Annotated in this window: 16 protein-coding genes; 5 read left to right on the top strand and 11 right to left on the bottom strand. The window is 63.6% G+C overall.

What is annotated here, in order from left to right:
• Nucleotides 1-22: 22 nt before the first annotated feature.
• The 11 genes from HMPREF9710_RS06340 to HMPREF9710_RS06290 all read right to left on the bottom strand — a co-directional run bounded on the left by HMPREF9710_RS06340 (nt 23) and on the right by HMPREF9710_RS06290 (nt 12,001).
• Nucleotides 23-802 carry a gamma-glutamyl-gamma-aminobutyrate hydrolase family protein gene (locus HMPREF9710_RS06340; protein WP_005664925.1) on the bottom strand — a complete coding sequence of 260 codons (780 nt, stop codon included), beginning with the start codon at nt 800-802 and terminating at the stop codon, nt 23-25.
• A gap of 325 nt (nt 803-1,127) precedes the next feature.
• Nucleotides 1,128-1,496, bottom strand: a complete 369-nt coding sequence (locus HMPREF9710_RS06335) for a nucleotide pyrophosphohydrolase (RefSeq protein WP_005664923.1) — start codon at nt 1,494-1,496, stop codon at nt 1,128-1,130.
• Nucleotides 1,474-2,172, bottom strand: coding sequence for a carbonate dehydratase (gene can / locus HMPREF9710_RS06330; RefSeq protein ID WP_005664922.1), 699 nt, complete (start codon nt 2,170-2,172; stop codon nt 1,474-1,476). Before can ends, HMPREF9710_RS06335 begins: the two co-directional genes overlap by 23 nt.
• 224 nt (nt 2,173-2,396) lie before the next feature.
• Nucleotides 2,397-3,527, bottom strand: coding sequence for a molecular chaperone DnaJ (gene dnaJ, locus HMPREF9710_RS06325; protein ID WP_005664920.1), 1,131 nt, complete (start codon nt 3,525-3,527; stop codon nt 2,397-2,399).
• A 115-nt stretch (nt 3,528-3,642) separates the two neighbouring features.
• Nucleotides 3,643-5,592, bottom strand: coding sequence for a molecular chaperone DnaK (dnaK, locus tag HMPREF9710_RS06320; RefSeq protein ID WP_005664918.1), 1,950 nt, complete (start codon nt 5,590-5,592; stop codon nt 3,643-3,645).
• Between the two features lie 121 nt (nt 5,593-5,713).
• Nucleotides 5,714-6,289, bottom strand: coding sequence for a nucleotide exchange factor GrpE (gene grpE / locus HMPREF9710_RS06315; RefSeq protein ID WP_005664916.1), 576 nt, complete (start codon nt 6,287-6,289; stop codon nt 5,714-5,716).
• Nucleotides 6,290-6,526: 237 nt separating this feature from the next.
• Entirely contained in the window at nt 6,527-7,630 is a 1,104-nt protein-coding gene (hemH, locus tag HMPREF9710_RS06310; protein ID WP_005664914.1) for a ferrochelatase, read from the bottom strand.
• Nucleotides 7,631-7,766: 136 nt separating this feature from the next.
• Nucleotides 7,767-8,195, bottom strand: a complete 429-nt coding sequence (locus tag HMPREF9710_RS06305) for an organic hydroperoxide resistance protein (RefSeq protein ID WP_005664912.1) — start codon at nt 8,193-8,195, stop codon at nt 7,767-7,769.
• Between the two features lie 134 nt (nt 8,196-8,329).
• Nucleotides 8,330-9,994 carry a DNA repair protein RecN gene (gene recN, locus HMPREF9710_RS06300; RefSeq protein WP_005664910.1) on the bottom strand — a complete coding sequence of 555 codons (1,665 nt, stop codon included), beginning with the start codon at nt 9,992-9,994 and terminating at the stop codon, nt 8,330-8,332.
• Between the two features lie 66 nt (nt 9,995-10,060).
• Nucleotides 10,061-10,963, bottom strand: a complete 903-nt coding sequence (locus tag HMPREF9710_RS06295; RefSeq protein ID WP_005664908.1) for an NAD kinase — start codon at nt 10,961-10,963, stop codon at nt 10,061-10,063.
• 129 nt (nt 10,964-11,092) lie between these two features.
• Entirely contained in the window at nt 11,093-12,001 is a 909-nt protein-coding gene (locus tag HMPREF9710_RS06290; RefSeq protein ID WP_005664906.1) for a DUF3667 domain-containing protein, read from the bottom strand.
• A 143-nt stretch (nt 12,002-12,144) separates the two neighbouring features.
• On the opposite strand from HMPREF9710_RS06290, the gene HMPREF9710_RS06285 reads away from it, so the two are divergent.
• From HMPREF9710_RS06285 to HMPREF9710_RS06265, 5 genes are all read left to right on the top strand, one after another.
• Nucleotides 12,145-12,465 carry a hypothetical protein gene (locus HMPREF9710_RS06285; RefSeq protein WP_005664905.1) on the top strand — a complete coding sequence of 107 codons (321 nt, stop codon included), beginning with the start codon at nt 12,145-12,147 and terminating at the stop codon, nt 12,463-12,465.
• Between the two features lie 3 nt (nt 12,466-12,468).
• Entirely contained in the window at nt 12,469-12,900 is a 432-nt protein-coding gene (locus tag HMPREF9710_RS06280; RefSeq protein ID WP_005664904.1) for an OsmC family protein, read from the top strand.
• Nucleotides 12,901-12,999: 99 nt separating this feature from the next.
• A complete protein-coding gene (gene gloA, locus HMPREF9710_RS06275; protein ID WP_005664902.1) occupies nt 13,000-13,413 on the top strand; it encodes a lactoylglutathione lyase in 414 nt (137 codons plus the stop codon).
• A 207-nt stretch (nt 13,414-13,620) separates the two neighbouring features.
• Nucleotides 13,621-16,446 carry a type VI secretion system Vgr family protein gene (locus tag HMPREF9710_RS06270; RefSeq protein ID WP_005664901.1) on the top strand — a complete coding sequence of 942 codons (2,826 nt, stop codon included), beginning with the start codon at nt 13,621-13,623 and terminating at the stop codon, nt 16,444-16,446.
• Between the two features lie 38 nt (nt 16,447-16,484).
• Nucleotides 16,485-17,834, top strand: a complete 1,350-nt coding sequence (locus tag HMPREF9710_RS06265; protein WP_005664899.1) for a hypothetical protein — start codon at nt 16,485-16,487, stop codon at nt 17,832-17,834.
• Nucleotides 17,835-17,878: the final 44 nt, after the last annotated feature.

Genomic DNA, 17,878 nt, shown 5'->3' with positions numbered 1-17,878 from the left:
CCCGGCCCCTTGGTAGAGGCGCTCATGCGGCGCTCCGGCGCCGGTCATGATTTTCGCAGCGCCGCTCATGGTACTCGCGGCACGCCTGGCCGAAGGCCCCGAACATCTTCATCGAGTACGGATTGTGCTGGATGCGCCACTCGGGGTGCCACTGCACGGCCAGGGTGAAGCCGGGCGCGTTCGACACCGTGAATGCCTCCACCAGGCCGTCCTCTGCCAAGGCTTCGACCGTCAGGCCGGGCGCCAGTTCGTTCACGCCCTGCCCGTGCAGCGAATTGACGGGAATCTCGGGCACGCCCAGGATGCGTTCCAGCAGGCCGCCGGGGCACAGGCTGACGTTGTGGGCGTCGCCATACTGTTCGTCCATGCCCAGCTCGGGATTCTCGCGGTGGTCGAATTTGCCGGCAACGCTTTGCACCGCCTGGTGCAGGCTGCCGCCCAGCGCCACGTTCATCTCCTGGAAGCCGCGGCAGATCGCGATGATCGGCACGCCGCGCCGCACCGCCTCGCGGATCAGCGGCAAGGTGGTCTGGTCGCGCGCCGGGTCTTGCGGCAGCGAGGGATCGAGCACTTCTTCAGAGTAATAACTGGGATGCACATTCGATGCCGAACCGGTCAGCATGATGCCGTCGATGGTGCCAAACAGGGTGTCCAGGTCCAGCGACGCACCGAGCGACGGCAGGATCAGGGACGCGCAATCGGCGCCGAGGGTGACGGCGTCGACGTACTTGTGCTGGGCCGCGTGGTACGGGTGTTCGCCGAAATCACGCGTGCATGCGGGAACGATGACGATGGGGCGCATGGTGTCTACCTTGTGTTCGAGCGCGCGAGACCATGGTACGGGCAATCCGGTCCTGCGCGAGGGCCTTTAATCCAGATCAAGCGCCATGGGATCCACGGCGGCGGCTCTCCTGCCGATCTGCTCAAAAACTGCTATTCCAATGTCAAAAGTTTAATGTCATTCGACAAAGAAGGCCCACACGTTTCTGGCTGTCACGAATCTTTATGAAGCAATTGTGGGGTTCAAGGACAGGGGCCAGCGCCAGGGATGGCGATCGCGGTACTGCTGGAGGGGTGGGCGTCGGCGGGATGCCGACGCCCGGTGGATACGTGAAGGCGAAGCCTTTCTACTTCTCGTACTCGTCGTACTTGCGCATATCGCCACGGACGAGCTCGGCCGGATACTTGGCGCGATTGAGCACCATCTTTTCTTCGACCGCCTGGAACAGATCGACGTCCAGCTTGTCGGCCAGCCGCACCAGGTAGACCAGCACGTCGGCCATCTCGTGGCGCACTTCCTTGAGCTTGGCAGCGCCGAGCTCCTCGGCGCGGCCCGTCTGCAGCCACTGGAAATGCTCCAGCAGCTCGGCCGCCTCGACGCTCAGGGCCGAGGCGAGGTTCTTGGGCGTGTGGAACTGGTCCCAGTCGCGCTCGTCCACGAATACGCGAACGAGGTCACGCAGGCGCGCGAGATCACTGTCCGCGGCGTTCGTCACGCACTTCTCCGCCGTCCACGTAGCCGTTCAGCACGCGCTCGAGCTTCGGCGTGATTTCCTCGAAGCTGCTGATGGTGATGCCCAGGTCGCGCAACAGGCCGTCATGCACGCCGTACACCCAGCTGTGGATGGTCAGCGGCTGGCCGCGTTCCCAGGCGTCGCGCACGATGGTGGTGTGGGCCGTGTTCATGACCTGCTCGGCCACGTTCAGTTCGACCAGGCGGTTGGTGGCGGCGCGGCCGACCACGTTGCCCAGGTATTTGCCATGCTTGTCGCGCACGTCGCGCACGTGGCCGAGCCAGTTGTCGGCCAGGCCGACGCGGCCGTCGGTCAGCGCCGCATGCACGCCCGAGCAGCCGTAGTGGCCGCAGATGATGATGTGCTTGACCTTGAGCACGTCGATCGCGAACTGCAGCACCGAGAGGCAGTTCAGGTCGGAGTGCACGACCACGTTGGCGATGTTGCGGTGGACGAACAGTTCGCCCGGCGCCATGCCCAGCAGTTCGTTGGCGGGCACGCGGCTGTCCGAGCAGCCGATCCACAGGTATTCGGGCGCCTGCTGGTCTTGCAGCGCCTTGAAGAAGTTCGGGTCTTCGGCCACCATCGAGGCGGCCCAGGTACGGTTCCGTTCGAACAGCTCCGCCGCGGTCAATCCCTTGGTCTTGTACTTGTCCATTGTGATTCCTTATGCTGTGTGTTGCCGTCCCGCGCGGGACGTTGCCAGGCCCGTTCTGCGCAGGCGCTTGGCGAGGCACTCCTCAAAATACACGAAGTGTAACAGTGTTGATGGGCGCGGTCTCGGCACCTGCTTCGCGGCCCCGGCGCGACCGGTTGGCATATTGCCAAGCCGGCAGGCAAAAAAAACCGCCGATGCTCGCGCTGTCGGCGGTAAGGGGATGCTTATTCGAAGAAGTCCTTGACCTTGTCCATCCAGCCCTTGCTTTGCGGGCTGTGCTTGGAACCGCCTTCGCTGGTGAGGCGGTCGAACTCGCGCAGCAGTTCCTTCTGCTTGTCGGTCAGCTTGACCGGGGTCTCGACCGCCACGTGGCAGAACAGGTCGCCGGTGTAACCCGAGCGCACGTTCTTGATGCCCTTGCCCTTCAGGCGGAAGGTCTTGCCGGTCTGGGTGCCTTCGGGCACCGTGAACGACACCTTGCCGGTGAGCGTCGGCACCTCGATCTCGCCGCCCAGGGCCGCCTTGGAAAACGAGATCGGCATTTCGCAATGCAGATCGTCGCCTTCGCGCTGGAACACCGCGTGCTGCTTGATGTGGATCTCCACATACAGGTCGCCCGGCGGCCCGCCGTTGGTGCCCGGCTCGCCATTGCCCGACGAGCGGATGCGCATGCCGTTGTCGATGCCGGCCGGGATCTTCACTTCCAGCGTCTTGTTGCGCTTGATGCGTCCGGCGCCGCCGCAGGCCGCGCACGGCTCGGGGATGATCTTGCCGCTGCCATGGCATTTCGGGCAGGTCTGCTGGATGCTGAAGAAGCCCTGCTGCATGCGCACCTGGCCGTGGCCGGCGCAGGTGGTGCAGGTCACGGGCTGGGTGCCCGGCTTGGCGCCGCTGCCGTGGCAGGTGTCGCACTTGTCCCAGCTCGGCACGCGGATGGTGGTGTCGAAGCCGTGGGCCGCCTGTTCCAGCGTGATCTCGAGGTTGTAGCGCAGGTCGGCGCCGCGGTACACCTGCGGACCGCCGCCGCGGCCGCCACGGCCGCCGCCGAAGATGTCGCCGAAGATGTCGCCGAAGGCATCGCCGAAACCACCGGCGCCGCCGCCGAAGCCGCCGCCCATGCCGCTGTTCGGGTCGACGCCGGCGTGACCGTAGCGGTCATACGCTTCGCGCTTCTCCGGATTGGTCAGCATCTCGTAGGCCTCTTTGACCTCCTTGAACTTCTCTTCCGCTTCCTTGTTGTCCGGGTTGCGGTCAGGGTGGTACTTCATCGCAAGCTTGCGATACGACTTCTTGATCTCGTCTTCCGACGCACCCTTTGCGACCCCGAGGATCTCGTAAAAATCACGCTTCGCCATGGTCGGCACCTAAAGTTATCTGCTGTATCTCTGACAAAAAAACCGAGCCGATGACCAGTGAAGGTGTCGGCTCGGCCTGTGCGCGGGAAGCTGTTCGTTCCCGCGCCAAAGACGCTTACTTGGCGTCCTTCACTTCCTTGAAGTCGGCGTCGACCACGTCGTCGTCCTGCTTGGCCGACTGTTCGCCACCGGCCGCGCCGGCGCCCGCACCCGCGGCGCCCGCGCCGCCAGCTTGCTGCGCCTGCATGTCGGCGTACATCTTCTCGCCCAGCGATTGCGCTGCGCTCGACAGGGCCGCGGTCTTGGCGTCGATGTCCGCCTTGTCGCCGCTCTTGATCGCGCCTTCCAGGTCGGTGATCGCCGCTTCGATCTTCTCTTTCTCAGCCGCGTCCAGCTTGTCGCCGTATTCGGTCAGCGACTTGCGGGTCGAGTGAACCAGCGCGTCGCCCTGGTTACGGGCTTCGGCCAGTTCCTTGACCTTCTTGTCTTCTTCGGCGTTCAGCTCGGCGTCCTTCACCATCTTCTGGATTTCTTCTTCCGACAGGCCCGAGTTGGCCTTGATGGTGATCTTGTTTTCCTTGCCGGTGGCCTTGTCTTTCGCGCCGACGTGCAGGATGCCGTTGGCGTCGATGTCGAAGGTCACTTCGATCTGCGGGGTGCCGCGTGCTGCCGGCGGGATGCCTTCCAGGTTGAACTCGCCCAGGCTCTTGTTGCCTTGCGCGATTTCGCGCTCGCCCTGGTAGACCTTGATGGTCACGGCCGGCTGGTTGTCGTCGGCGGTCGAGAACACCTGCGAGAACTTGGTCGGGATCGTGGTGTTCTTGTGGATCATCTTGGTCATCACGCCGCCCAGGGTCTCGATGCCCAGCGACAGCGGGGTCACGTCCAGCAGCAGCAGGTCCTTGCGCTCGCCCGACAGGACCGAGCCCTGGATGGCGGCGCCGACGGCGACGGCTTCGTCCGGGTTCACGTCCTTGCGCGCATCCTTGCCGAAGAACTCTTTAACTTTCTCTTGCACCTTCGGCATGCGGGTCATGCCGCCGACCAGGATGATGTCGTCGATGTCCGAGACCTTGACGCCGGCATCCTTGATGGCGATGCGGCATGGCTCGATGGTCTTGGCGATCAGTTCCTCGACCAGCGATTCGAGCTTGGCGCGGGTAATCTTGAGGTTCAGGTGGACCGGCGCGCCGTTCGCCATGGCGATGTACGGCTCGTTGATTTCGGTCTGCTGCGACGACGACAGTTCGATCTTGGCGCGCTCGGCCGACGCCTTGATGCGCTGCAGGGCGATCGGGTCTTTCGACAGGTCGAGGCCGTTGATCTTCTTGAATTCGTCGATGATGTAGTCGATCACGCGCTGGTCGAAGTCTTCGCCGCCCAGGAAGGTGTCGCCGTTGGTCGACAGCACTTCGAACTGCTTCTCGCCGTCCACGTCCGCGATCTCGATGATCGAGACGTCGAAGGTGCCGCCGCCCAGGTCATACACGGCGATCTTGCGGTCGCCCTTGTCGGTCTTGTCCAGGCCGAATGCCAGCGCGGCCGCGGTCGGCTCGTTGATGATGCGCTTGACGTCCAGGCCGGCGATGCGGCCGGCGTCCTTGGTCGCCTGGCGCTGCGAGTCGTTGAAGTAGGCCGGCACGGTGATGACGGCTTCGGTGACTTCTTCGCCCAGGTAGTCCTCGGCGGTCTTCTTCATCTTGCGCAGGACTTCAGCCGAGATCTGCTGGGCTGCCAGTTTCTTGTCGCGCACGCCGACCCAGGCGTCGCCGTTGTCGGCCTTGACGATCTGGTATGGCATCAGCGAGATGTCTTTCTGCACTTCCTTCTCGTCGAACTTGCGGCCGATGAGGCGCTTGACGGCGAACAGGGTGTTCTTCGGGTTGGTGACGGCCTGGCGCTTGGCCGGCGCGCCGACGAGGATCTCGCCGTCTTCCTGGTAGGCGATGATCGACGGCGTGGTACGCGCGCCTTCGGCGTTCTCGATCACCTTCGGGGTACCGTTTTCCATGATGGCGACGCAGGAGTTGGTGGTGCCCAGGTCGATACCGATGATTTTGCCCATGATGTGTTCCTTTAGTATTTGTGAATTTCTGATGGATTCAATATTGGGAAGGGGCAGCGTGCTTTCAAGTGGCTCAGTTGACAGCGTCAGTTAGAACACACACAGATGCCACTGCGGCTCCTTATTTCGGCGCTGCGGCGGTCACGATGGCCGGACGCAGCAGGCGGTCGGCGATCATATAGCCCTTCTGCAGCACGGTGACCACGGTATTGGCTTCCTGTTCCGACGGCACGACGGCCACGGCCTGGTGCTTGTTCGGGTCCAGCTTGTCGCCCGCCTGCGGCATCACTTCGACCAGGCGGTTCTTCTCGAACGCGGCGGTGAGCTGCTTGAGGGTCATTTCGACGCCTTCCTTGATCGACTCGACCGTCGGGGCTTCGACCTTGACGGCCATTTCCAGGCTGTCGCGCACCGGCACCATGGCCTCGGCGAAGCTTTCGATAGCGAATTTGTGGGCCTTGCTCACGTCTTCCTGGGCGCGGCGGCGGATATTGTCCGCTTCGGCCTTGGCGCGCATGAAGGCGTCATGCATCTCGGCCAGCTTGGCTTCGGTCGCGCTCAGTTGTTCTTCGAGGCCCGGTTCGGCCGATGGCGCGGCCGGAGCGGCGGTTTGTGCGGTCGCACCCTCAGTGGCGTCAGCGGCAGGCGCTTCGCCAGCTTGCTGGTCGAGCACCTCTTTGTTTTCTTGGTCTTGCATCGGAAAAACTCCTAGAATCAAGGACTTGGCTGAGTTAGAAACGTATCCGGATCGATACACAGCGCCCCAGATGGGGCGATCTCCTACAATTTCAAGGGGAATTGCAGAGATGGCATCTGAAAAACAGATAAACACGGCACCCAGCACCAACAACCTGGCATTTTAGCAGGTTGTCAATAAGCAAGCGCTTGCGGACGTCCGTAAAAACATGCCAGCGTAGCGCCGGCATGTGGAGGGTCAGGCGCCCAGGCGGGCCGCGTTTTGCGCGCCACGCTCGGCGTCGAGGCGGCGGGCCTCGCGCTGGGCCGGGGTCTGGATCGTGGACCAGCCGATCAGGTGCTGCTCGGCGATCTCGGCCATGCCGTGGATCCAGGACGGCGAGGCGTTCAGGCAGGGGATGTAGTGGAATTGCTTGCCGCCATTGGCTTCGAAATCGTGCCGCACTTCCATCGAGATCTCTTCCAGCGTCTCGAGGCAGTCGCTGGTGAAGCCTGGGCACAGCACGTCGATGCGCTCGACGCCGTCACGCGCCAGCTGCTGCACGGTCGGCGCGGTGTACGGCTGCAGCCATTCGGCCTTGCCGAAGCGCGACTGGAAGGTGACCAGGTAGTCGTCCGGCCCGAGCCCGAGCGCGTCGGCCAGCAGGCGCCCGGTCTTCTGGCATTCGCAGAAGTACGGGTCGCCCAGCTCCAGGGTGCGCTTGGGCGTGCCGTGGAAGCTCATCACCAGCTTCTGGCCGCGGCCGTGGGCGTCCCAGTGGGCCTGCACGCTGTCGCGCAGCGCGTTGATATAGCCTTCATGGTCGTGGTAGTGCTTCACCAGGCGCAGCTCGGGCACGTTGCGCACCTGGCCATAATGCTTGAACACCGCGTCCCAGATCGAGGCGGTGGTGGTGCCGGAATATTGCGGGTAGGCGGGCAGCACGACGATGCGGTCGCACCCATCGGCCTTCAGTTGATCGAGCACGTCGGGCAGGGACGGCGTGCCGTAGCGCATGGCCATCGCCACCTTGACGTCTTCGTGGCCGCGTTCGGCCAGCAACGCCTGCAGTTTTGCGGCCTGCTGGGCGGTGTGGATGCGAAGGGGCGAGCCTTCGCGGGTCCAGATGGTGCGGTATTTGGCGGCCGACTGGCCGGAACGGAACGGCAGGATGAACAGGTTCAGGATGACCCACCAGATGCGGCTGGGGATCTCGACCACGCGCGGATCGGACAGGAACTGCTTCAGGTAGCGGCGCACGCTGGAACGGGTGGGCTCGTCCGGCGTGCCGAGGTTGACCAGGACGATCGCGCTGCGCGACACGCTGCCGTGGATGTGAGGCGGTTCTTTACGGAATGGCATACATGAGGGATGTTGACAGGACCTGCCTATTATAAGTGCAGCCTGCCGACCCGGCAGGCGGCGCCCTCTTTTTGCGAGGGCGCCGCCACCGCCTTGCGTGGCGCTTGCGCCACGGACACGTCTTATGCCGCCAGAATCAAGTGTTCACGTGCAGGCGCACGTCGATATTGCCGCGGGTGGCGTTCGAGTACGGGCACACGATATGGGCCTTGTCGACCAGCTCTTGCAGCTGGGCCTGGTCCATGCCCGGGGCCTTGATGGTGAGGTCGACTTCGATGCCGAAGCCGGTCGGGATCTGGCCGATGCCGACGTCGCCGGTGATGGTCAGGTCTTGCGGCAGCGCGACCTTGGCCTGGCCGGCCACGAATTTGAGGGCGCCAAGGAAGCAGGCCGAATAGCCGGCCGCGAACAGCTGCTCCGGATTCGTGCCCGGGCCGCCGCCACCGCCGAGTTCCTTCGGCGTGCTCAGTTTCAGGTCAAGAACGCCATCGGAACTTTTCGAGGTGCCTTCACGGCCGCCTTGCGAGGTGGCTTGGGCGCGGTACAGGACTTTTTCGATGCTCATGCGAATTCCTTCCATGGTTGGGGGTGGCGGACGATGCTGCGGCGCGAAGGCCGCAGGTCGAACGTCACTCTGCCACAGAATGAAGAAAGCGGCATGACATCGGAATGAAGAGTTCTGTAGCGAACCGCAGTGGTTCAGGAAGCGAGCAACTCCCGCGCATGCTTGCGCGTGGTTTCGGTGATCTCGATCCCGCCCAGCATGCGCGCCACCTCTTCCACCCGCGCGCGGCTGTCGAGCACGTCGATGCGCGACACGGTGCGGCCCTCGCCCGTCGTGCCCTTGGCCACCTGGAAATGCTGGTTGGCCTGGCTCGCCACCTGCGGCAAGTGGGTCACGCACAGCACTTGCCGCTGCTGGCCCAGGCGCTTCAACAGGCGCCCCACCACTTCGGCCACGCCGCCGCCGATGCCGGTGTCGACCTCGTCGAAGATCAGCGTCGGCACCGTGGTCGCGTTCGAGGTGATCACCGAGATCGCCAGCGAGATGCGCGCCAGTTCGCCGCCCGAGGCCACCTTGGCCAGCGGACGCGGCGCCACGCCGGCGTGGCCGGCGACCAGGAATTCCACCTGTTCGAGGCCATGCGCGCCCGGCTCGCCGCTGTTCAGGCCGATGGCGAAGCTGCCGCCGCTCATGCTGAGCTCCTGCATCGCGGCCGTCACTTGCGCGCCCAGTTCGGCGGCGGCCTTGACGCGGCGCGCCGACAGGCGCCCGGCCACGTCCATGTAGACGGCCCTGGCCTTGTCTTCCTGCTTGCGCAAGCCTTCGATATCGGTGGCGTCGGCCAGCTGGCGCAGCTTGGCGCCGAGCGCCGCGTGTTCGTCGGGCAGCTCTTCGGGCGTCACGCGGTACTTGCGTGCGGCGCTGTGCAGGGCGTCCATGCGGGCATCGACGTCGCGCAGGCGCTCGGGGTCGAGCTCGACCTTGTCGATATAGTTGTTCAGCTCCGATACGGCCTCTTGCAGCTGGATGCGGGCCGGCTCCATGCAGTCGAGCACCGCCTGCAGCTGGGCGTCGACGTCGACCAGCTTGCCGAGCTTGGCATTGAGCGAGGACAGCTGCGACAGGATCGGATGCTCCGATTCCGAGATCGCGGCCAAGGCTTCCTGGGCGCCTTCGAGCAGGCTGGCGGCGTGCGACAGGCGGCTGTGTTCATTGCTGATCTCGACCCATTCGCCGGCCTTCGGCGCCAGTTTATCCAGCTCGCTGACCTGCCACTCGAGGCGCTCGCGCTCGATCAGCACGTTCTTGGCATTGGTCTCGTATTCTTCGCGCTGGCGCACCAGCGCGCGCCAGGCGCGCCAGGCTTGCGACACGGCTTGCGCCTCGATGCGCGCCTGCGGATCGCGCACCGCGATCTGGTTGTCGAGCAGCGCGCGCTGGGCGTCCGGCTTGAGCAGCGACTGGTGGGCATGCTGGCCGTGGATGTCGACCAGCAGCTCGCCCAGGTCGCGCAGCTGGGCCGCGGTTGCCGCCACGCCATTGATATAGGCCTTGGAGCGGCCGGCGTTGTCGATCACGCGGCGCAGCAGCGCCCCGCCCTCCTCGACGCTGAATTCGTGCTGCTCGAGCCAGCGCGACGCCGCCGCGGTCGGCGAAAAATCGGCCGTGATGTCGGCCTTGGAGGCGCCTTCGCGCACCATGCTGGCGTCGCCGCGTCCGCCCAGCGCCAGTTGCAGCGCATCGATCAGGATCGACTTGCCGGCGCCGGTCTCGCCGGTGAACACCGAAAAGCCGTTCGAGAACTCCAGTTCGATCGCGTCGACGATGACGAAGTCGCGGATGGTCAGTGTGCGCAGCATGAAAAATCGGGTCTCCGGTGATTGGCGATTCTGTGGCGAACAAGTCGGGCGGACAATTCCGGCGTATTACTTGAGCCTGCCGTCGTTGGTGGGGTATTCGTTCCAGTGCAGCTTCTGGCGCAGCGTGTGGTAATAGCTCCAGTCGAGCGGATGCAGGAAGGTGATCGTGTGCGGTGAGCGCGAAATGACGATGCAGTCGCCCAGTTGCAGGCTGGTGAAGGTCTGCATGTCGAAGTTCACGCTGATGTCGCGTCCGCTGACCAGTTCGACCACGATCTCGCTGGTATCCGGCACCACGATCGGCCGGTTCGACAGCGCATGCGGCGCGATCGGCACCAGCACCGTGCCGCCAAGGCTCGGATGCAGCAGCGGCCCGCCGGCCGACAGCGCGTAGGCCGTGGAGCCGGTGGGCGTGGACACGATCAGGCCATCCGAACGCTGGTTGTACATGAATTGACCGTCGACGGTCAGCTTGAGTTCGACCATGCCGGCGCCGGTGCCGCGCGCCACGACCACGTCGTTGACGGCCACGCTGCAGAAGATCTGCTCGCCGCCGCGCATCACGCGCGCCTCGAGCAGGGTGCGTTTCTCGGCGCGCGAGCGGCCTTGCAGGATCTCGCCGAGCGCCGGCAGCATGTCGTCGAGCGGAATGTCGGTGATGAAGCCGAGCCGGCCCAGGTTGATGCCGACCAGGGGAATGTCGTACTCGGCCAGCTGGCGCGCGATGCCGAGCATGGTGCCGTCGCCGCCGACCACGATCCCGATCTTCGCCTGCGCGCCGATCTCGGCCACGGTCATCGAATCGATGTTATCCAGTTGCAGGTGCGCCGCGGTATCGGCCTCGAACACCACGCGGTAGCCCGCCTCTTGCAGGAAATCGCGGATGCGGCCGACCGGCTCCTCGACGCCTGCCGTGTTGTGCCGCACCACGAGCGCGATGATCTGTTGCGGTTGGGGCGAAGCGGGCATGACGTTCTCTGCAGTTGAGGGTTAAGCGTACGCTGGAGATTAACCGATAATCCCTGCGGCTGCCATACGGCGCTCGGTAATGACTGTATAAATGAACAGTATAGCGGGCGCCGCCCCTGACCTGCAAGTTCAGCCCATCAGTACCATGCCCATCACGGTCAATACGGCCGAGGCCAGGGTCACGACGTGGGCGAAGATCAGCACGACCCAGCGCATGACGGTGCCCACCCAGCTGCGCTCGTAGACGCGGCGCATCGCGAGCGGCAGGTAGCACACCAGCCACAGCAATAGCGCGAAGGTGATGAACTTCCAGCTTTCCGGCACCAGGATCATCACCGATAGCATCAGGAAGGCAAAGGCATTCGCGTGCAGCGCGAACAGGAAATGCTCGCCGTAGCGGCGCCCGGCGCCCAGGTACAGGATCTTCATATACAGCGCGAACAGCGGCATCATGGCGAAGATCGCATACGGCGTATAACTGTAGAAAGCCTGCTTGAGCGCGGCCTTCTGCGCCTGCGGCGACAGGGACAGGAAGCGCGCCACGCGCTCGCGCAATACCGGATGCACGTTGCTGGCCTTCTGGTTCAGCACGGCCAGGACTCGTTCGTACTCGGCGGCGTCCGCCCCCATGGCCGGGCCCAGCACCGTCTCCTTGGCGCGCCCTTCGGCCACCGCCGCGGCCAGGGCCGGCGACGGCTCGTCGAAACGCGCCACCTCGACGCCACTGAGCTTGAACAGCGCAAAGAAAATGATGCTGAAGGTGAGATACAGGCGCAGCGGCTCCAGATAGCGCACGCGGCGGCCCTCGATGTATTCGCAGGTCAGCAAGCCCGGTTTGGCAATCAGCAGGGCCAGCGACTTCCACAGCTTGCCCTCCAGCGCCACGTAGTGGGCGATGAACTCGTGCAGGAATTCGCGCGCGCTCGGCACGTGCAGGTGGGTGGCCTGCCCGCACTGCTGGCAGTAATTGCCTTGCGCAGTCGTACCGCAGTTCTTGCAGGCAATGCCGGCGTCGTGGGTCAGGATGTCTGGGGTCACAGTGCGTTCCGTCAATACGGTCAAGCGCTCATCTTAGCGAGGTAATTGCAAAAAAGCATCATCAAATTACGGAGTTCAATTGCGCGACTCATTCACCGACAGGCAGTTACGATGATGATGACGAAAATGCAAAGGAGAGCACCATGGTGACCGAAACCAAGGACCGGTTCGTCAATACCAAGGAACCGATGAGCAACGATGGCGTCAAACGCCAGCCGCATGAACGCGACGAGACGCCGGACGGGCAAGACCAGGAACCGCGCGGCGTCATGAAGCAGGCGGCCAAGGACCTCGAGCAGGGCCTGGTCGATACCGATTCGCGCAACACGCCCGGCATTTCGGAGGCGGTCGATCCGGCCCCCGGCGCGACCGGCCAGGCCGCGCCGCAGCCCGACCGCCACCGCGACATGCGCGACCATGACGCCGAACCGGCGCCCGAAGACAACGACACGGAAAGGAAATAACAGATGACGATCAAACGCGATGGCAGCGCCGTCTGGAGCGGCGGCCTCAAGGACGGCAAGGGCCAGGTCTCGACCGGCAGCGGCGCGCTCAAGGACCAGCCCTACGGCTTCAATACCCGCTTCGAAGACGCGCCGGGCACCAATCCCGAAGAGCTGATCGGCGCGGCGCACGCGGGCTGCTTCACGATGGCGCTGTCGGGCCAGCTGGGCCAGGCCGGCTTGACCGCCGACGAGCTGCGCACCAAGGCGACGGTGTCGATGGAAAAGGTCGAGGGCGGCTTCTCGATCACGGCCGTGCACCTCGACCTGGTGGCCAAGATCCCGGGAGCCAGCCAGGAAGCCTTCGACAAGGCGGCCACCACGGCCAAGGAAAACTGCCCGGTGTCGAAGCTGCTGAATGCCAAGATCACGCTCGACGCCAGGCTCGAGAACTGATCCGGCGCGCCGCGGGCCGTCCTGCCTGCGGCGCCTCCGGCAAGGATGCCGTCGAACGCATAGAATGGCGGTTCTTCGAAACACATAGGGCAAGCCAAAATGCGCATCCTGCATACCATGTTGAGGGTCGGCGACCTGCAACGCTCCATCGACTTCTACACCAAGGTGCTGGGCATGAAACTGCTGCGCACCAGCGACAATCCTGAATACAAGTACAGCCTGGCCTTCCTCGGCTACGGCAGCAACCCGGACCACGCCGAGCTCGAACTGACCTATAACTGGGGCACCGACAGCTACGACATGGGCACGGCCTACGGCCACATCGCGATCTCGGCCGAAGACATCTACGCCACCTGCGACCAGGTGCGCGCAGCCGGCGGCAACATCACCCGCGAACCGGGCCCGGTCAAGGGCGGCACCACCGTGATCGCCTTCATCACCGATCCGGACGGCTACAAGGTCGAGCTGATCGAGCGCGCCGACAATGCCGGCGGTGGTGGGCTGAGCAACTAAGCGCTGACTGGATTTTCAGCAAGGATGGCGCGGCGCTTCCAGGCACCGCGCCATTTTTTTATCCCGATCTACCCGCTGCGCATATCCCACTTGCGGCTTGACGACCGTCATGCCTGCAGGCATCACCTGAAAGACCCGCTCTCTTAAGATCGACATTGCCGCCAATATGACGGAGTGCACAATGTCCATCCAGGCCTGCCCGCGCCAATGAGAGCCTTTCCTCCCCCCGCTTCGCTCGGCCTGTACGGCACGGGCCTGAGCCAGCACGCGCGGCTCCTCACCCTGGCCAGCAGCCAGCAAAGCGGCTTGCCGCAATCGCTGGTAGCGGAGCGCTTCGCGGGACGCGAGGCCACCAACGAACTGTTCCGCTTCGAAGTCGATGCGCTCAGCACCTCGACCGACCTCGACCTGTCTTCCTTCATCGGCGAAGAATTGACTGTCGGCCTGCTGCAGCCGGACGGCGGCCGGCGCGCCTGGCATGGCCTGTGCACGCAAGCGTCCTGGCTGGGCGCCGATGGCGGCGTCGCCCGCTACCGCCTGGTGCTCGAACCGGCGCTGGCGCTGCTGACGCTGCGGCGCGATTGCTACCTGTTCCAGAACAAGACGGTGCGCGACATCGTCTGTGAATTACTGGCCGATTATCCACAGGTGGACGTCGCATTCGACGTGACGCAGGAACTGGCGCCACGGCCCGTTTGCACCCAGTACCGCGAAAGCGATTACGCATTCTTCGCGCGGCTGCTCGCATCCGAAGGTTTGAGCTGGCGCTTCGATCATTCCCCATTCGAGACAGTGGCCGGCGCCGACCACGGCCAGGCGCGGCACCGGCTGGTGATCTTCGACCGGCGGGCGCGGATTCCCCCAACGCCCGGCGGCGCGACGTTGCGCTTTCATGGCGTGCGTGCGACCGAGCGCGACGACGCGATCGACACCTTCCACGCGCGGCGCCGGGTAGCAGCCAACGGCGTCAGCATCAGCAGTTGGAACCCGGCCATCTTGCTGGCGCCGGCGGCAGAACTGAATTCGCACCTCGATGCCGGCGCCCTGCCCGCGCTCTCCATCCATGACGGCAGCGGCGAACGCATCGGCGGCGACACCGGCGCCGCGATGCGTGGCCACAGCGAGTTGATGCTGCTGGCGCTCGAGCTGGACAACAAGGTCTTCGAAGGCGCGGGCGCCGTGCGCCGGCTGGCGGCCGGACATGGCTTTAGCTTGACCCAGCACGACCGCTATCCGGCCGGCGCCAACGCCTTCACCGTGCTGTGGGTGCAACACGAGGCGCGCAACAACTTCGACACCGGCATCGCGGGCGCGGCGAAGCAGGTCGAGAGCGGCACCTACCGCAATACCTTCGCCTGCGTGCGCGACGTAGTGGCGCTGGTGCCGGCCGCGATCGCCGCGCCGCATCCCTGCACGAGCCTGGGTCCGCAGACCGCGCTGGTGGTCGGCTTGCCGAATGCGGTCGCCACCAGCACGCGCGACCATCAGGTAAAAGTCCAGTTCGCGTGGCAGCGTGGCGTCAACCCGAATCCCGGCGGCGTGGCGCACAACCTGGATGAACGGGGCAGCGCGCCGGGCAACGATGCTTCCGGCAGCTGGATACGGGTGGCCGAGGCGCTGGCCGGGCCGAACTGGGGCACTGTGTTCACGCCGCGCATCGGCACCGAGGTGCTGGTGGATTTTATTGAAGGAGACATCGACCGGCCGGTCATCGTGGCGCAGTTGCATAACGGGGTCGACCTGCCGCCCTTTCCGGCTGGCGTGGATTCGGGCGCAGATCACGCCGGCGTGCTGTCCGGGATTCATAGCCGGAACTTCGATGGCGGTGGGTTCAATCAGTGGCAGGTGGACGATACGCCCGGCCAGCTGCGCACGCGGCTGGCAAGCAGCAGCGCCGGCAGCGAACTCAATCTCGGCTATCTGATCGAGCAGCCACCCGGCACGTCACAACGTGGCCGTTATCGCGGCAGCGGCTTCGAGCTGCGCACCGATGCCTGGGCGGTCGTGCGCGGCGGTGAAGGCGTGCTGCTGTCGACCAGTGCGCGGCCGCAGCTCGGCAGCGGGATCACGTCGACGCAGATGGATGTGGCCGAGGCGGTGGCGCAGTTCAAGGCGGCGCAGTCGCTGGGCGACGCGCTGCAGGATGCGGCGGGCCAGTCGCAGGCGCTGTTTAGTAGCGAGGTGGCCAAGGCGCAGGAGGAATTCATCGCGCTGATCGATCCTCAGGCCAGGGGCAAGTACGACGGTGCGGTTGGGGGACAGACGGCGCTCAAGGCCAAGGCGGGGTCGCGCGAGCTCGATGGCGGGCAGCCAGTTGAAAAATTCGGGGCGGCGGTCGTGCTGATGGACTCGGCGGCCAGCATCAATTGGGCGACGCCGGCATCGACCGTGATCTATGCCGGCGGGCAGATGCAGTGGACGACGCAGTCGGATTTCCATATCGCTGCGGCGCATACGGTGTCGACCGTGGCCGGTGGCGCGGCCAGCCTGTTTTCGCATGCGGGTGGCATTCAGGCCATTGCGGCGAATGGACCGGTGTCGTTGCAGGCGCATACGGATCAGCTGGAGATTTTGGCGGACAAGGAAGTCACTGTGATGTCGGTGAATGACCGGATCGAGATCAAGGCGAAGGAAAAGATCGTGCTGCAGGCCGGGGAATCGGCGATCACGCTGGAAGGTGGGGATATTACCTTTGCCTGCCCTGGGAAGTTTTCGGTCAAGGGTGGCAAGCACCTCTTCGACAAGGGCGGTCGCAACACCGCCAATCTGCGCAATCTACCGGGGGAACTCAGCCCCGAGATGCAGCATTGGATTGCCTTGCACTACCTCGATCCCGAGATCGCCGAGGGCATTCCCGACGTCGACTACGAAATCCATTTTCAGGATGGACCAGTCGTCACAGGAACGCTCGACAAGGATGGCAAAGCCTTGCACGAAAACGTTGAGAACAAGGCGGTCAAGAAGGTCATTTACAAGCCGCGGAAACCTGACGATGAGGATCCTCACGATCCGTTGGAAGCATTGACTCGCTGAATTCTGCCCCATAACGCAGTGCCTGCCGGAGCGTAGCAATGGCCGAGATAAATCCTACCCAGTTGCGTAGTGCAGTTGCATGGAGTACCGGCACACCACAAGCAGAAGCGGAGGGTGACAAAAGTGCCTGGGAGTGGTTTTGGGAGGCGATTCAGGGAGACTTCAACGAGAACCGGTCCACCGGACAGATCGTGGCCGACGCCGCGATCTCGATGATTCCCCTGGTCGATCAGGTCTGCGATGTGCGGGACTTGGTCGCGAACTGCAAGAAGCTGCGCCAGGAGCCGGACGATACGTGGGCATGGGTTGCGCTGGCGCTGACGCTCATTGGGCTGTTTCCAGTTCTTGGGTCCCTGGTCAAGGGCGTGTTGAAGGTGTTCTTCTCGTATATACGACGGGGAGCAAGCAAGGGATTCTCGCTTGCCGTAGATGCCTCGATGACGTGCGTGGTGGCGCTGCTACGCCGCGAAACATGCCAGCACTATCTCCGTCGCCTCAAGGTCGACGACGTTTTCGCGTGGCTCGCGAAGGAGATCAAGCAGGTCAAGGCCAAAACAAATCCGGATGCGCTATTGCGCGCGTTCGACAAAGGAGTGAACACGACACAAGCCCTTGTCGCCAAGGTCGAGCATATTCCTCGCGTGGGCGCGAAGGCAAAAGTGGCGCTCGATACGATCGTTTGGGTTCGTGCAAAAGCTGACGAAGGGTTGAGAAAAGCATGTGGACCAATTCAGGAGATACTCGATGCGATCATCATGCGACTGGGAAGAGAATCGCTAAGACGTCTTCATGGGATTGTGGATGTCAAGAATGTCCACTATCGAGGAGCAATTCCCGAAGCAGCAGCGGTGACCATGATGCGAACATCAAACCCAAAGCCGTCATGGTTGAGCGCAGGTCAGACTCTAAAGTTCCCTTCGCAACAAGCCGACTTAGAACGTTACCGCGTCGATAAAAAGGCAAAAGATGGTTGGCCTCCACTGACAGATGACAACATAGAATCCTTTCACAAGATGGCCAGCGTGTCCATTAAAGGGCCAGCACGGCTATTTCGGATTATATCTCCTAATAGTCGGGCAATGAGCGACTGTTGGATAAGCGAAAAAACCTTTAACGAGATTCAGAACTCGCCAGATCCAAAAGTTGCCTGGAGAAAGTTTCTGGCTGTATGGCCAGATTGGAACGGAAATGGTCAATTCGTAATCTACGACATCAAACCTGGCGAAACATTAAAAGCATGGCAAGGCCCAGCGGCTGGTCAGAAAAAGAAATCGCTACCAGACCAACATCTTGAGGGCGGAGGAGAGCAGATAGTCTTCAAAATCGACAGGACTGACCCCACCTCGTTATACACAACTCGTCAGTCTCCAAGTTCGCGTAGTGCTTGAAGGGTGAGAGCTGAGGCGCGCACGTCGCGCAGCCCTTCCCAGAG

Source organism: Massilia timonae CCUG 45783, assembly GCF_000315425.1.
GTDB classification, from domain to species: Bacteria; Pseudomonadota; Gammaproteobacteria; order Burkholderiales; family Burkholderiaceae_D; genus Telluria; species Telluria timonae.
This window is presented reverse-complemented; position numbering and strand designations above follow the sequence as displayed.

Coding starts and splice junctions, on each gene's coding strand:
- HMPREF9710_RS06340 (WP_005664925.1), bottom strand. CDS start 802: ATGCGCCCCATCGTCATCGTTCCCGCATGCACGCGTGATTTCGGCGAA.
- can (WP_005664922.1), bottom strand. CDS start 2,172: ATGGACAAGTACAAGACCAAGGGATTGACCGCGGCGGAGCTGTTCGAA.
- dnaJ (WP_005664920.1), bottom strand. CDS start 3,527: ATGGCGAAGCGTGATTTTTACGAGATCCTCGGGGTCGCAAAGGGTGCG.
- dnaK (WP_005664918.1), bottom strand. CDS start 5,592: ATGGGCAAAATCATCGGTATCGACCTGGGCACCACCAACTCCTGCGTC.
- grpE (WP_005664916.1), bottom strand. CDS start 6,289: ATGCAAGACCAAGAAAACAAAGAGGTGCTCGACCAGCAAGCTGGCGAA.
- hemH (WP_005664914.1), bottom strand. CDS start 7,630: ATGCCATTCCGTAAAGAACCGCCTCACATCCACGGCAGCGTGTCGCGC.
- HMPREF9710_RS06305 (WP_005664912.1), bottom strand. CDS start 8,195: ATGAGCATCGAAAAAGTCCTGTACCGCGCCCAAGCCACCTCGCAAGGC.
- recN (WP_005664910.1), bottom strand. CDS start 9,994: ATGCTGCGCACACTGACCATCCGCGACTTCGTCATCGTCGACGCGATC.
- HMPREF9710_RS06295 (WP_005664908.1), bottom strand. CDS start 10,963: ATGCCCGCTTCGCCCCAACCGCAACAGATCATCGCGCTCGTGGTGCGG.
- HMPREF9710_RS06285 (WP_005664905.1), top strand. CDS start 12,145: ATGGTGACCGAAACCAAGGACCGGTTCGTCAATACCAAGGAACCGATG.
- HMPREF9710_RS06280 (WP_005664904.1), top strand. CDS start 12,469: ATGACGATCAAACGCGATGGCAGCGCCGTCTGGAGCGGCGGCCTCAAG.
- gloA (WP_005664902.1), top strand. CDS start 13,000: ATGCGCATCCTGCATACCATGTTGAGGGTCGGCGACCTGCAACGCTCC.
- HMPREF9710_RS06270 (WP_005664901.1), top strand. CDS start 13,621: ATGAGAGCCTTTCCTCCCCCCGCTTCGCTCGGCCTGTACGGCACGGGC.
- HMPREF9710_RS06265 (WP_005664899.1), top strand. CDS start 16,485: ATGGCCGAGATAAATCCTACCCAGTTGCGTAGTGCAGTTGCATGGAGT.